At 42.0% G+C, this 14,068-nt stretch carries 11 protein-coding genes; 5 read left to right on the top strand and 6 right to left on the bottom strand.

What is annotated here, in order from left to right; translation table 11 throughout:
• Nucleotides 1-14 precede the first annotated feature (14 nt).
• Both HCZ42_RS03140 and HCZ42_RS03135 read left to right on the top strand, forming a co-directional pair.
• Complete coding sequence (locus tag HCZ42_RS03140) at nucleotides 15-854, top strand: isopenicillin N synthase family dioxygenase (RefSeq protein ID WP_167419308.1); 840 nt, start codon at nucleotides 15-17, stop codon at nucleotides 852-854.
• 165 nt (nucleotides 855-1,019) lie between these two features.
• Entirely contained in the window at nucleotides 1,020-1,592 is a 573-nt protein-coding gene (locus tag HCZ42_RS03135) for a DNA-J related domain-containing protein (protein ID WP_167419427.1), read from the top strand.
• 127 nt (nucleotides 1,593-1,719) lie between these two features.
• Here HCZ42_RS03135 and HCZ42_RS03130 read toward each other — a convergent pair whose 3' ends face one another.
• On the bottom strand, nucleotides 1,720-2,673 hold the full coding sequence (locus HCZ42_RS03130) for a DMT family transporter (protein WP_167419307.1): 954 nt from the start codon (nucleotides 2,671-2,673) through the stop codon (nucleotides 1,720-1,722).
• A gap of 199 nt (nucleotides 2,674-2,872) precedes the next feature.
• A complete protein-coding gene (locus tag HCZ42_RS03125) occupies nucleotides 2,873-3,244 on the bottom strand; it encodes a hypothetical protein (protein ID WP_167419306.1) in 372 nt (123 codons plus the stop codon).
• Between the two features lie 777 nt (nucleotides 3,245-4,021).
• On the opposite strand from HCZ42_RS03125, the gene HCZ42_RS03120 reads away from it, so the two are divergent.
• The 3 genes from HCZ42_RS03120 to HCZ42_RS03110 are packed head-to-tail and all read left to right on the top strand — an operon-like array spanning nucleotide 4,022 to nucleotide 6,924.
• Nucleotides 4,022-4,900: a hypothetical protein gene (locus HCZ42_RS03120; RefSeq protein WP_167419305.1), complete on the top strand. Its 879-nt coding sequence runs from the start codon at nucleotides 4,022-4,024 to the stop codon at nucleotides 4,898-4,900.
• Nucleotides 4,901-4,911: 11 nt separating this feature from the next.
• Nucleotides 4,912-6,123 (top strand): hypothetical protein, encoded by a 1,212-nt coding sequence (locus HCZ42_RS03115; protein WP_167419304.1) that lies wholly within the window; start codon nucleotides 4,912-4,914, stop codon nucleotides 6,121-6,123.
• 3 nt (nucleotides 6,124-6,126) lie between these two features.
• Nucleotides 6,127-6,924 carry a hypothetical protein gene (locus tag HCZ42_RS03110; RefSeq protein WP_167419303.1) on the top strand — a complete coding sequence of 266 codons (798 nt, stop codon included), beginning with the start codon at nucleotides 6,127-6,129 and terminating at the stop codon, nucleotides 6,922-6,924.
• Nucleotides 6,925-8,107: 1,183 nt separating this feature from the next.
• On the opposite strand, the gene HCZ42_RS03105 is transcribed toward HCZ42_RS03110, so the two are convergent.
• The 4 genes from HCZ42_RS03105 to HCZ42_RS03090 all read right to left on the bottom strand — a co-directional run bounded on the left by HCZ42_RS03105 (nucleotide 8,108) and on the right by HCZ42_RS03090 (nucleotide 14,043).
• Nucleotides 8,108-10,444 (bottom strand): tetratricopeptide repeat protein, encoded by a 2,337-nt coding sequence (locus HCZ42_RS03105; RefSeq protein WP_167419302.1) that lies wholly within the window; start codon nucleotides 10,442-10,444, stop codon nucleotides 8,108-8,110.
• Between the two features lie 241 nt (nucleotides 10,445-10,685).
• Nucleotides 10,686-11,462 (bottom strand): DUF3307 domain-containing protein, encoded by a 777-nt coding sequence (locus HCZ42_RS03100; protein ID WP_167419301.1) that lies wholly within the window; start codon nucleotides 11,460-11,462, stop codon nucleotides 10,686-10,688.
• Nucleotides 11,463-11,467: 5 nt separating this feature from the next.
• Nucleotides 11,468-12,145, bottom strand: a complete 678-nt coding sequence (locus HCZ42_RS03095) for a MarR family transcriptional regulator (protein WP_167419300.1) — start codon at nucleotides 12,143-12,145, stop codon at nucleotides 11,468-11,470.
• Nucleotides 12,146-12,387: 242 nt separating this feature from the next.
• On the bottom strand, nucleotides 12,388-14,043 hold the full coding sequence (locus HCZ42_RS03090) for an ABC-ATPase domain-containing protein (RefSeq protein ID WP_167419299.1): 1,656 nt from the start codon (nucleotides 14,041-14,043) through the stop codon (nucleotides 12,388-12,390).
• Nucleotides 14,044-14,068 lie beyond the last annotated feature (25 nt).

The raw sequence follows: 14,068 nt of genomic DNA, 5'->3' as shown, positions 1-14,068 counted from the left end.
GAAAAGTAAAAGTCATGAAACTGGAAACTGTGGATTATCTTGCAGAGGACGCTGCTGAAAAATTTGTTACATCGCTTCGCGAAACGGGTTTTGGTGTTCTTAAAAATCACCCAATCCCTAAAGAGCTTGTCGAGTCAATTTACGAAAACTGGTACAAGTTTTTTACCTCTGAGCGTAAAAACGAATTCACCTTTAACGTTGAAACTCAAGATGGTTACTTCCCGCCTTCTGTCTCTGAAGTAGCGAAAGGTCACACTGTTAAAGACATTAAAGAGTACTTCCACGTTTACCCTTGGGGCCAAATCCCTGAAGAGCTAAAAGAGCAAATCCTAGATTACTATGAGCGCGCTAACGCGTTCGCTCAAGAGCTGTTAGGTTGGGTTGAAGCTCACGCGCCGAAAGAAGTTCAAGAGAAGTTTTCAGTGGCGCTATCTGAAATGATCAATGGTAGCCAAAAGACATTGCTGCGAATTCTTCACTACCCACCAATGACGGGTGAAGAAGAGCCGGGTGCGATCCGAGCGGCAGCACACGAAGATATCAACTTGCTAACGGTTTTGCCAGCAGCCAATGAGCCTGGTCTTCAAGTAATGGCCAAAGATGGCAACTGGATTGATGTGCCTTGTGACTTTGGCAACCTAATCATCAACATTGGTGACATGCTACAAGAAGCGTCAGGTGGTTACTTCCCATCAACAACCCACCGCGTGATTAACCCAACGGGCGGACGTCAGGAGCACTCTCGTATTTCTCTGCCACTGTTCCTACACCCGAAACCAGAGGTGGTATTGTCAGAGCGTTACACAGCAGACAGCTACCTAATGGAACGTCTACGCGAACTTGGCGTTATCTAAACTAACGTTAACTTTGTTCAAGAAAGCCAGCGCTCGCTGGCTTTTTTAATATAAAAAACCAATACTCACTCGACAAAGTCCGATTTTTAACGTTTTATAAACAAGTTGCATAAGAGGGTAGAAGGCAGAGTGAATCAAGAGGTTAGGGCGCAGTTTCAACAGTACATGGAAAACCCATTACTGTGGCCGATTTTAGAAGTACTACGTAAAAAGCCATCGGATTGGAAGGTACATACGCTTGCCGCGCATTTGAATGATCTTGGCCTGATGCCGATTCTTGATGCCAGTCCAGACAAAGACCTGTTCAAACGCAACTTCTTGATCATGAATGCGCTCTATCAGCTGCAAGAGACGCTCTATCCTGACCATTGGGTGCAAGTTCAAGCGATGGAAATTGCCTTGTTGTCTCATTATGTGGCTGCTGGACAAGCGATCGACATCGACGATCCTCTGCGCGAATACTATCTTGACTGGCACAACTATGAAGCGGAAGAAGGCGAAGTAAAACGTCTGCTCAATGAATTCTGGACGAGATACCGAGAGTTTGTAGGTAGCACCAGCGCGTTAGACCTCGACCGCGCTAAGGCGTTAAAACTCTTCGACCTACCACATGATGCCAGCGCGCAAGAAATCCGTAAAACATGGCGAAAATTGGCGCTTAAATGGCACCCTGATCGAGAGAACGGCAACAGCGAACGTTTTAGAATCCTCTGCGAAGCGTGGAACGTATTGAGATAACAGAGGCTCTATTGGAGCTGGATACGAATGTGCTGAGGTATCAGTTTAGCGTTACTATTTTATATGATTTAAAGCCCCCAGAATTTGGGGCTTTTTACTTACTTTTTATTTAGTTGTTGAGTGCGTTTTATGCGTTCAATTCTTTTATACAACGCTCACACAAACTCTGTTCTGATGCTTTTGGCCCGAATCGAAATCGCGCCCAAAACTCCGGCTCTGCTTTGGTAACGAAGATACCACCCAATAATGGTACTAAGAGCGCCAATGAAACTGATGAGAAGCTGCTGCCTGCAATCCAAGTTGAAATGCTTAACGCAATCAGCGGGAAGAACAGAAAGCAAATCGATGCGGTAAACGGCGTTGAGACTTGGCCAAGTTTAAAGTAGGCGACGATGCCACCCACGCTGGCAAACAAGCCGAGGTATATAACCGCCGTCATCGAGTCCATCGAGAACTGACTAACATCCGGTTGCTCAACCGCTAGTGACGTTACAAACAACATTACCGAGGCAATAAAACTAGGCAATGCGTTGTAGCTGAGCACGGAAATGCCTTTACAGTATTTCTCGACACACACGTACATCACGGCGTGAATCGCAACCGCGCCGCCTAAAGCAATAAAACCTAATAAGTAATCATTCCCGCCTAGACTCATTTCTGTAGCAAGGATCAGTATCAAGCTAAGTACTGCGATGAAAAGCCCAAACATTTGCAACTTACGCAGCCTCAAACCGAGAAACAAACTCGACGTGATCATGACCGCGATGGGCATGTTGGCAAAGATGATCGAAGCCAACCCTGATGAGATGTACTGCTCACCAAAAATCATCAGCGTAAATGGGATCGCAAAGTAAAAGATTGCGACGATGAACATCCAGTGCCTTTTCCGCTTCGGGAACAATAATGGCTGTTTGAAGTGTTTCGCGAGTATCACCAACAAAGGTGCGGCAATAAAAAAGCGCAATCCAGTGGCAAATATTGGTGGGATGGTTTGCACCGCAACTTCCATCGCGAACCAGGTGGTGCCCCAAATCAAGCACACTGAAACGAACAAGATAGCAGGTAGGTGTTTATACGTCATAACTGCCTCCTGTTAGTGCCGTAATTACAAGATGGGCAGGGCATGTGAAAAAGTGCTCTTGATGAGCAAAGCAAATCGTTTTCATGGTGGTTTTCCTATCACAGGATGGTGCAAACAGAGTGCTATTTACACGCGTAACAAATTCGCACGTTAGCTCGTGCAGTGAAGTTGTTTGCAGCAACGTGCTGCGAGATAGGAACTAGGCTATTGGAGGGCGATAGAGGGAGCGCGAATCGGCACTGGTGTAATGAATGGCTCTGCTTGTCACCAACTCATAGCGGAATGGTGCGTTATAAGAGCGTTGCTGAGTTTCAACAACCGCGTTACCTGAAGCGTGTCCATGAGAACAACACTGTTTTTCGAAACAGCTTCCACACAGGTCGCTGCAGCCAAATTCTACCTTTGTTGTGGATTCGTCCGGCAAGTTGCAATAGTTGAGGTGTGTTTCTGCATTTTCAGCAACATGGTCTTGGTTTGGCGAGAGATCTGCACGAGCAAAGCCACTTGAAAGCACTAGAGCCATCAAGATGCTCAACAGAAAGTAAGTTGTCGATGTGGCTTTACTCAACATCACAATATCTCATCAAACTGACTAGAAATGGTTACTGTCAAGATACTCATCAGGTTAGCGAAAAACAAGATGGCTTTACGTTTTTTTACTTAGGTACCTTTAGTATGTGGAATGAGTTGGATTTATTGTTTCGAGGTATTCATCTAAAATGACTGCTAATTTGGAACTAGGTAAATGAACTAAACTTACAGAAAGCCTAGCTCAAGTAATTAATATCAGAGGACTATTAGTTGTACTGACTCATACACGATCTGACACCTTTGGTGGTGAAGCGCAACTTAACTGTACAATCTACACTCAGCACTACCAAAGTTGTTTCTGGACAGAAGTGAGTTTGAAGCTTAGGACGAAACCTACCTATCAAAGAGTGTACCATCTCCCAATCAGCAGAACGGCACCACTTCAAGAGGAGTCTTCCGTAAAAGCTTTTTTGACAATTTGTTTCATCTCCAACTCGTCACACCAGATTAACTCTATGCAGAACTTTTAGTAGAACATGCAAAGTATGAAAAATGGCTTGCTTTGATGTCTAGAGATGCTCATTTTTATTTAAATGACAGAGACAGTATCTGCTTTATATTCTATCTTTTACAGGTTGTTGTGATAGGTGAAAACAAGTGTGGTGAACATGCTTATATTAAGAGTGTTATGTGCCTAGAGGTGTAGGTGAACAATCCTAAGGCACCAAAACCAGTAATTTAGATGAATAGTAAATATAAAGAGTGCCTATAAAATCCAAAATCCGTTTTGCATTAGTTATCGAACTTAGGAGGAGTTATGTCTGCTGAAGTTAGGGCTGTAATGAGTGGCAGTATAGAGTTTTCAGCATTAAATAGAGAGTTAGTGCTTCCATTTGATATTACTAGGGTTTCAGAATTAACTGATGTCGAACTTCAATTTTATTCGGCGCCATCTGTCATGCCGCTCATCAATTCGGCGCAATTGACTGGAGGGGAAGACTTTCGTCTATATGTCAATGAACATAATGTTACCGCTTCGCTCATTCAGGAGTTGGTAATATCTCTGGATGAAAACACTCATGACACGTTAAAAATGGGATACCTTAAAGGCGCGAAAGCTTATATAAGCTTAGGCAAGGCAATGAATTTGCCTGAAGATCAGTTGGACTCTGACTGGGCATTTGCGCAGGCCTATGCGGAGGATGATAACTGGGCAGCCAAATTAACCAAGCTAGGAGATCGAAGTATAGGGTGGTCTGGAAATCTGCATTGCCTGAATTATTTATATCGATTTATGCCTATAAAACCAATGTCGTTACAAGCTATTTGGAAGAGGCATGTAAATACTTTCAATATCAATGAGCCTGAGGAAATATCTAGCTTACCGAATCTAGTACTAACATTTTCCGAAGGAGGTGCACCTTCATTCGATATTTTTGATCCTACTGAAACCTTACCTAGCGGTAGATTGGTTTACCAGGTCGAATCTCTGCACAAAAATCCTCTTGAGCCTCGGCTAAGGCAAATAGCATCCAGACTCAAAACCATCAGCCGCCAAATGGAGTTGCAACGAGTCGACTATTTGACACCCATAAAAACGAATACTGAGACAGCAGTTCACGATATTGAATTGGGCAATGAAGACTCTAAGAAATCGCTTGATCGTCTTACTGAAGCGGTCAAGAAAATAGGCTGAGGAACCCCACGATGAACAAGGACAATACTCTTGCCATTCTGGACGAGATAGACTTTCATATTGAAGGGCTGGAAAATGGTCTTGACTTCGACAATGACTTTCTTGACGAAATTGACGATTCTCTCGTGTCGCTTCTATCCAGTATGATAGATGATAGTGGAGCAGTTGGGCTTAAGCAGTCATCGTTCGAAAATCTAAACGTCCAAATATCTCAAAGAATTAATGACTTTGAAATTGCGATAACCGAGGCACGTGCCTCTGAAGTATTCGCAAACAGTAATCTTAATCCCATATCATTCGAAGGGGATGGAGTTTCAGTCCTAATAACACCAAAAAATAAGCCACGAATCATTCTCCCACGCCAGATCAACCAATACAGTTATTCTGTAGAAATGCTCGTTGATATGGCCGTCTTAATTTCAAATCAGAATGAAAGCCTGATGACCATGAGCTTACGTATCAGATTTTCGTTGGATGATGACGGAAGAATAACTCCGATTATTATTTTAAGCCCTCGATTCATTAAGGAGAACGCACCCCACAACCCTTATACAAAGATTCCCGTAAAGCATCAAGCGAATGTACTGCAGACGGTGAAAACTGAAATACTACAGGCGTTAATCAATAACTCTGTTAAATTTGAACCCTTGAGATTCGGTGATATTCGGTTAGGTGGAAAGCCATCTACCTTCATTTTAAGTCGGGGTTATTTGTTATTTGTCTCAAAGGCCTTGCCAAAGAGGAAATTACCTGAACCATTAATTTCTTATATCAATAGGGGATATACGCAGGCCGCCAAAGTTAAAGACAAAATAATCGAAAAAGAAATTAGAAGGCATGTTGCTGGCAGAGCATCCTTAAATAGCATCAGTTTTAAAAATGGATTTATTAGAATTTCTACAAACAGGTCTGATTCCAGAGATATTTTACACATCGCCGTTAAAACATGGGTGCGTATGGACTATCGGATTTACTTTACTGTTTCCAACCTAACCGAATTATCACTTGATGCAAGGTGGGCTGAATGGGATTACAGGATCAAGGCAAAAAGGTGTTGGCCTGTGTGCGACGAAGTCATTAGTGCGGCGGGGCTAATCGTCAAAAAAGAAATTAATAGGAATAAGTACTTTACCGAGTATGTTGGCAGTTTTGGGGCTACAGCTTCACGCATACGAACTCGGATCACACCATATGGACTACAACTTGACATGAGAACGAGGTGATCTATGACTACTGATATTTATCAATGGAAAATGAGTGCTAGACCACATAAAGACTCAATAATTGCGCTACAAAAAGAGATAGTTGACGCTCATAGTGGCCAGGCCCAGTTCCCAATAAGCCTCATTGTCGACTTATTGCCTCTACAAACAAATCAATCGGAAGAAGTGATTACACGAGGAAGTTTTACAATTACCCAAGATGAATTTATAAATGAAGCTGACGACGAGCTATGGATGGAGTTCTATGATCCCGTTATTGAAGATTTTTTTGCAACCATACCCGCGCTCTGGAAAGGAACTTTAAAAAATGAAAACAACATAATTACAATATTATTTGACGAACCCCTGGAGTTGGAGCTCCCGAAAGTTACACAGCTAGGCGTTGATAGGTCAGCATATCAATTGTTAAAAAGTATTCAAATTTCGACAGTTGCATCAATTTCAAAATTTGTAGACTCTAATGATGAAGATAAAGAAACATGGATACTCGCAGAATTTGGTGAATTAGAGGAGGTAGATCTAGCAACTTTTGATCTCCATGCTGTAGGGAAAGACACAGAGAGTTTTGGTGCAAGAATGGTCAATCCTCTTTTTGCCTTTGCTAACGGCGAAAATGAATCAAATTGTGGAACTGACCCAAATGAACCCGAGTGGTATGTTTATAAACGCGGACAGCTTTGTATTGTGCATCATGGAACAATGTACGGTAGCAATGGTTATACAGTTGTTTATGGGCCAAACACCAGGGCCGCATGTAATAATTGGGTAAACAATAATTGTGACGATACCTCATTATGCTGACAAACAGCGTGATAGACCGTCATTTACTTAGGCTTTGGTACAGAGGTGCATTTATTCCAAGGTTAGTTTTCGTGGCGATCGCGACACTTTTTTTAATATTTTGGAATTTATATCTAAGTCTAGGATATACGTCCTTTACTGCTATCTTAGTATCATGCTCTACAGCTCTATCTTTGTATTTAGGCTCAAAGTTTGATATTCAAGATTTTGTCTTTCGCAGGCCAAAATGGACGAATGGATTATTGTTAAGCTTTATAGTTTACTCTTTTCTAACGGCAATAATGGAAGAGTCGATAAACTCAAATCAGTTTGTCTCCTTCGGTATATTCATAAACTTAGCGTACTTCGGCGCGAAAATTGGATGTGCAAAATTAGGATGTTGTGGGATAAAATTAATTAAGGATAAACATTTTTTTGGATGGCCGTTTAGGCCAAGACTCCAATCATTCGAGTTAATAATAACATTTGTGATACTAATGTTTGGGGTATTCGTATTCTTGATAGATCTTGGGCCTCTGTCAGCATTTATTCTATTGGCTGGTCATGGCGCACTCAGAATATTTGCGGGACTATATCGATTTCCTTACAAAAGATTATTGAACTTTATATTTGAGCCTAGCGGACTAGTGGTTGTGCTTGGTTTCATCGGCTTTCTTGCTTGATAAAGCATTTACTTTATCATTATCTGTGTATGTCAAAAATCTGAGAACATTTCTAGGTGAATGACATAAACATAACAAGCGCATTTTGTCGGACTGTTTTTTTGCTGCATTCAATATCAGGCGAAAATGAGAGCGTTACCCAAATATTGCTAACTTTATAGCCGCCAGTAGCGATATATCATTTTGAGCAAGACTGCATGATTATGCAAACGTAACTTTTAGCTAAATTTGTCAAAAGTCATAGTTTTTGGGAGAAACCTTCCACCCACACCTCGGCTTACTTTCAGGTAAGGACGTCGAGAAGGTAGGGATTAAATATATCGGCTCTGGATCGAGCTGGCACTTCTTGGAGCAAACAGGTAAGGATATCTTACCTGTTGCTAGAACGTTTCGGAGCATAAGCGAGATACACATATCTGTACGATCTGATTGTATCAAGATTTGGGAACTGAAAGCCTGAGTCCAAACCAACCCATATTAGTAGTGTTGCAAGTGAGGATGGGTAAACCTCCTATTACACATTAGTTGTCGATAGCGTGCTCGTTTAACCATACTCCGAACTGCGTTATTCTGGATTGTAATTCCAAGTCTGTACTTTTCTGAACGTGATTAAAGGTATATTTAGCTTTTGCTAGTTTCTTTCTCATGTACTTGTCTTTAAAGTGATCTGGTAGGGCATCAAATAGTTCTTTCATTCGTTCTAAATGTTTTAGAGAAGCCTTGATATTGCCATCTCGGCAAAAATCATCTGCGAGTCGATAACTGATCTGAATTTCTGTGTCTAAGTAGATTTTCTGCAAGTGTTCAGGGCTACGCTCAAATTGCTCTTTTAGCTTATCCAGTAACTTCTCTGTTTCGTCATAACTACTTGCAAACATGTAACACCTTGCTAGTGATAATGCGGTGTCGAAAGAACTAGGATCTAGTTTGTGAGCCCGTTGAAACTGAACGATGGCATCATCTACGTTGTCGTCTTTCTGCAATAGGAACTTTCCAAACCAGTAGTGCAATTGTGGGGCGTCAGGCTCTAAAACTATCGCTAGTTCATATTGTTCTCTAGCATCGGCTATGTTTCCAATAATCTCATAATACTGCGCAAACACTCGAGGAACTTCAAAGTAATCAGGAGCCATTCGATGCGCTTCATCTAAAAGGTCGTACGCTAATCCATATTGATTATTGTTAAGGTTAGTCAAAGCATCAGTTAGCATTTTTGCTACGACGCGGTCTGATTTGTCACGGAATTTTATATTTTTCTTTTGATACTTATTGCTTGAACGTTGTTTCATTTGGCGCTCAAAAACTGAGTTGAGCTGATTTTGCTTAGCCCTAATTTGTTTTTGAATTGTTTGTGATGGTTTGTGATGTTTGCTTAAGTAAGCTCTTGCTAACTCAGACAATTGATAACGAGTTTTTACACTTGCTCCTTTTGAATCGGAGGATTGAGTCATCATGTTAGTAGCCATAAGCTCTTGGGTGGCTTTTTGCACTGTCAGCGCATCAAACTCAGTTAAATACGCTAATTCTGGCAAATCTTTCAAGCCATGTGCACACTGCATGGCATCAGTTAAAGTTCTAGCGTCCGGTGATAAGTATTTATAGACGTTAGACATACAGAATTCTAGGAATAGGTCAGAATGTTGCAGAACTACTTCTGGAGCTAATCCGGTTTGAACTGAACTTACAAACCACTTAATGTAACTTGGGTTTCGATGCATCCTGTTTACATATTTAAGTAAAGTTTTTTGTGGTAACGTAGCTAACGTGTCTATATTTCTTAATTTTGATAAAGTACGGAGTAGTTGAGACGCATATCCTTCCTCAATACCTTGAAGCTTAACTGGATATTCAAAGGCACCTAACCCAATTCTAGATGTTATTATGATTTTGCTCCCATTTGGTAACGAGCCGATGAATTCTCTAATGTTGTCATCTAGAATGGTTTCTAAGTTATCTATAAACAAGGCAATTTTAAATGTAGCGAGATAGTCAATAATTTCATCGAAGCTTTCCTTCTTCGAAATACCTTCACCTATTAACTCTGATTCAATTTCATTAAACATACCTAACGAGTCACTTATTGCACCTTTAAACTCGACTATTTCATTCACTGTTATTTGTGATGTTTTTGATGATACCCAAATTACTGCGTCAAATGGAGAGTTGGGATCTTCCAGTAATTCGTAAGCAACTTTTAACGCCAAAGCAGTTTTTCCAACTCCCCCTTCTCCTACAATCGAAATAACTGGGAACCCACCAAGGCATAGGCGTTTAATTTTTGCTACATCTTCATCTCGACCAATAAGCCCTGTCTCATCGAAATCCGGTAGTGGTAAGTTGTGTTTAACACCTGTAATTTCATCAAGTGATGGTATTTCTAATGACAAAACAAAACTTGGTTCAGCATCTAGCCTTTGGATAGTATCTGTGGTGTTTCTCCAGAAACCTGGTGCTTCTTTTACCAGCTTTTGACACAAAGATGATGTGCAGGGTAGGTCTTCGAAATCGAGAGGGCGAATGTGCATAACTCTATTTCGGACAGGAACTAAAAGTTCTAGCTGTTTAGTATGTTCCTTTATATGCGAAATGAGCTGCGTGGGGAATAAGTCTTTATTTCCATTAATTACTTGGAAAGTATCACCTAAATCAAAGTAACCGACTAAGTCTTCTAAGCCAATTTCTTCTGTATCTGTAAGATTCAGCTCATTATCTTTCATAAAACGCAAGCTTGCTCTTTCAGCAAGACTTTCGTTTAGTGAACTTTTGTCAGTCATATGGTTTGTAACCATATCTCGCAAATCCTGCTCAATAGCGCTAATCAACGCATAGACAGTCATCCTAGTTAAGTTAAATGCCACTAAATTCCCAACCCACAATCATTAAATTTGTTCCTATTATGCTCAATGGTGCATAATGCGACAACATAGGGTAAAGTTTGCTGTGATAGCGAACTCATTTTTCGGTTTATAAAGCTTGTTTTATAAGAGTACGGTGGAGAATGAGAACTTGTTGCATTTTACTTATGTGTTCAAGAAATAGCCGACGACAGCAAACTTACTAACTAGATCCTTCCTCAAACTTAACGTAAGACAAGCCTTTTCACCCAATCAACTTAATCGCTGACGTTGCAATAATCCCCAACAGCACCGTTAGCGTCACCGATAGCATTGAGCCAATGAGCACGTATTCCGTGGCGGCTCTGTCATTTACATTTCTTAGTTCTCCAAATCGAAATACCGATTTGGACGCCAGAACAAACCCTACAGCGGCGAAGCTGCCTTGTAGCGTGAACGTCAGAATCAATAACCTTTCTAGATAGCCGATTAACTGGCCGCCCTCTAATAAGTCTTTAACGCCATTGTCTGTATTAGCATCGTTTTCGGCTTGTTTCAGACGCTTCGAATATTTGCTTAACACCAAACCAATCGCGATAGAGGATGGCTTGGTGATGAGCAAGTAGGCAAATAGAACGGTGATGATCTGTGCAGAGTTATTGTTGATAGTCAGTAGGGCAAAGAGTTCTTTTGCGCTGATGCCGGTGGCGTGAATGGCGATCAACAACAGCACTAGGCTGTGCAGCAATTGGTCGAGGATAAAAAAGCGCGAACGTATATTTTGGTGCGTTTTCCATAGATCAATCAGCCAATGTGAGACAGCAACAATCAAAAAGACGCTTAGCAAGTTTCTAAAGTCTGTGGTGATAAATAGGATAGGTAAGACAGCGAGTGAACCTTGAATCAGCGCGTGGAAGAATAAAGCCGGAGAACGATGTTTGTGCTGATTTTTGCACTCGACCCATTGATTCGGTTGGAGCCAGAAATCACCAATGATATGAACAGTGAGTAGGGCGAAGATTAAGAATATCAGTTCAGTCATTGCGGCTAACCTTGCATCATGTGTTCGAACAGCTCTAAAGATTCGGAAATCAGTCCCCATTCGGAACGTTTTAGCGAGCTACTTATCGTGCCTTCGGTAATGTTAAGCATTTTAGCCAGTTCTTTTTGTTGGATCTTTGCTTGGCTTGCTAACAATGGAACAAGCACCTCACATTGTCTTGTGGTTAAGCCAGTGATTTGTTTATCGATAAACTTAACGATCAGCTCAAGGCTACGATTGGCAATGTTGGTGTCTTGGTCTGTTTGAATCAGCAATCTCTCGTCATTCATGCTTTCAATGCCACGACCGGAGAGGGTAAAAGCCTCACCCATTGAGCTCTCAACATGAAAACGCAGATTCGGCTCGCTTGCGATGGCAATACTCAAGCGGCAATCGAAGTGTTTCTTTATCGATTTCAGGTAGGTGCGCAGATACAAAGCGTAACGCAGAACGTTATGATAATCGTGAATAACGACTTGAAACGCATCGCCTCGTTTGTTGTAAAAATCGTTCTGATCATTGCCACTTTTTATCGTTGCTAAGGCCGACTGTAAGCCATACATGATCATATCGAACTCTTCTCTTGAGAGTTTGGTTGAGTCAACAATATCACCAGTAATCACGGCAATAGACGTAGGTGACTGTGTAGAGCCTTGTTGTGTGGATGTGGAAGACTGTGCCATGAAAGAAACTCACTTTGACGTTTTTATCAAATTTAGTTTAATTTGACGTTTTCGTCAAACTTAACAGCATGGCTTTGAGCGCTTAATGTCTAAGTTTGATATTATCGTCAAAGTTCTGGTGATTTGACGAAAGTGTCAAAGTGGGGGCCAATCTAAGTGCGATGCTTGAGAGTCCGGTCATTTAGACAACAAAAAAGCGCCTATGTAAGAGGCGCTTTCTATGTACGAGTGTTTAGTCGAAGTTAGCGAGACGCTTTAAACTGCGCTTTACGCATACGGTTCAACGCTGCCATTACGTCTAACGTTCTTGGCTTGGCTAGGTCGCCTTGATTAGGCATGGTCTTAAACCAATCGCCTTCAAGCATCTGAGCGATCTCTTTTGCAGGGTTGTTTGACCAACCTGGTAATTGTGCAAGCTGGAACCACAACCAGCCAATCGCGTTGATTTCGCTGCTTGATTCCAATTGCTCTAACGCACTTAAGTCGGTGAACTCTTTACCAAAGCGTAGCGAATCATTGCCTTTCGCAGAAACGCGGAACTTACCGTCAGCCAAAATCTTTTGTAGCGCTGCGCGGTTAAGTGAACGAGGGCGGAAGGTCTCTAAAGGAGATTCACACTCGTTATGACGCTCACTTGGGTGCTGCGCAATAACTTGCTTGGCTTTTTCTGATACGTCGACTGCTTGGTAGTCATGCATTTGGATAACCGTATCGGCCACATCTAGGTAGTCACCAGAACCGCCCATAACGATGATAGTCGAGATACCGATTTCGTCGCGCAGCTGACCAATGCGGTCAACTAACGGTGTGATTGGCTCGTCACCTTTGCTTACCAACGCCTGCATACGTTCGTCACGGATCATAAAGTTAGTTGCAGAAGTATCTTCGTCAATCAATAGCCCATTTGCGCCGGCTTCAACAGACTCTTGCAACCAAGCCGCTTGTGAAGTTGAGCCTGATGCGTCTTGAGTCGAAAAGTCTAACGTGTCTTTACCCATTGGCAGATGGTTAATGTAGTTAGACAAGCTGAGGTTGTGTACGCAGCGACCATCTTCGGCGCGAATCTTCATCGCGTTTTGACTGGTTACAATACGTTCACGGCCATCACCTGGAATATGGTTGTAGATCGAGCGCTCGATAGCGTTCAATAGCGTCGATTTCCCGTGGAAACCGCCACCAACGATCAAGGTAATACCTTTGCGAATCGCCATGCCTTTGATTGGGCCTTGGTTTGGCGTATTGATAGTGATTTCAAAGGATTCTGGAGAAGTAATCGCAACCGCGTCTTGCATCGGTAAATCGCAGTTACCCGCAACGCGAGGTAGCACTGAGCCATTACCGACAAATGCAATCAAACCAAGCTCGTCAAGTTGAGCGCGCATGAACTCTTGATCTTCGATGATTTCACAGTGGTGAATCAGGGCTTCTTTATCTATTTCGCGCTCTAATGTTGAACGGCGAATGTATTTAGGCAAGTGGAAGGTCAGTAGGTTATCGGCTTTCTTGCCAAGTGCAGAGCGTCCTTCTGCTGGTAAGTTGATGCGAAAACGTAACTCAATGCCTTCTTCAGTGAACAACACAGCGGTGCTATCAAGCACGGTTTGACCTGATAGCGCAATATCAATCGAGTTGTCTTGTTTGGCGAACTCAGCAAAGCTACGTGCGATAAAGTCACGCGCGGCAATTTGGTAAGCTTCTGATTTGTCACGCAGCCATTGTAGGCCAGTGACTGACCAAGGTCTTACCGCACGAACGCGAGATGCAGACGCATAAGGATCTGCTTGAACATAATCAATATAGAAAGTGTAATCGCTAAAGTCGTACTGACCTTTAATTTGCTGGTAAGCACGATAGTTTTGTTTTTCGATTTTTTTTAGTTTTGCGGTTAACTGGTCCATACGACGTTCACAAGTCAGATAAAAT

The sequence above is a fragment of the Vibrio hepatarius genome (assembly GCF_011806575.1).
Taxonomy (GTDB): Bacteria; Pseudomonadota; Gammaproteobacteria; order Enterobacterales; family Vibrionaceae; genus Vibrio; species Vibrio hepatarius_A.
The sequence above is the reverse complement of the archived record's forward strand: the minus strand, read 5'-3'. Positions and strand labels throughout refer to the sequence as shown.

Bases quoted from the DNA above. Each gene is read 5' to 3' on its own strand.
- HCZ42_RS03140 (WP_167419308.1), top strand. From the start codon at position 15: ATGAAACTGGAAACTGTGGATTATCTTGCAGAGGACGCTGCTGAAAAA.
- HCZ42_RS03135 (WP_167419427.1), top strand. From the start codon at position 1,020: ATGGAAAACCCATTACTGTGGCCGATTTTAGAAGTACTACGTAAAAAG.
- HCZ42_RS03130 (WP_167419307.1), bottom strand. From the start codon at position 2,673: ATGACGTATAAACACCTACCTGCTATCTTGTTCGTTTCAGTGTGCTTG.
- HCZ42_RS03125 (WP_167419306.1), bottom strand. From the start codon at position 3,244: ATGTTGAGTAAAGCCACATCGACAACTTACTTTCTGTTGAGCATCTTG.
- HCZ42_RS03120 (WP_167419305.1), top strand. From the start codon at position 4,022: ATGTCTGCTGAAGTTAGGGCTGTAATGAGTGGCAGTATAGAGTTTTCA.
- HCZ42_RS03115 (WP_167419304.1), top strand. From the start codon at position 4,912: ATGAACAAGGACAATACTCTTGCCATTCTGGACGAGATAGACTTTCAT.
- HCZ42_RS03110 (WP_167419303.1), top strand. From the start codon at position 6,127: ATGACTACTGATATTTATCAATGGAAAATGAGTGCTAGACCACATAAA.
- HCZ42_RS03100 (WP_167419301.1), bottom strand. From the start codon at position 11,462: ATGACTGAACTGATATTCTTAATCTTCGCCCTACTCACTGTTCATATC.
- HCZ42_RS03095 (WP_167419300.1), bottom strand. From the start codon at position 12,145: ATGGCACAGTCTTCCACATCCACACAACAAGGCTCTACACAGTCACCT.
- HCZ42_RS03090 (WP_167419299.1), bottom strand. From the start codon at position 14,043: ATGGACCAGTTAACCGCAAAACTAAAAAAAATCGAAAAACAAAACTAT.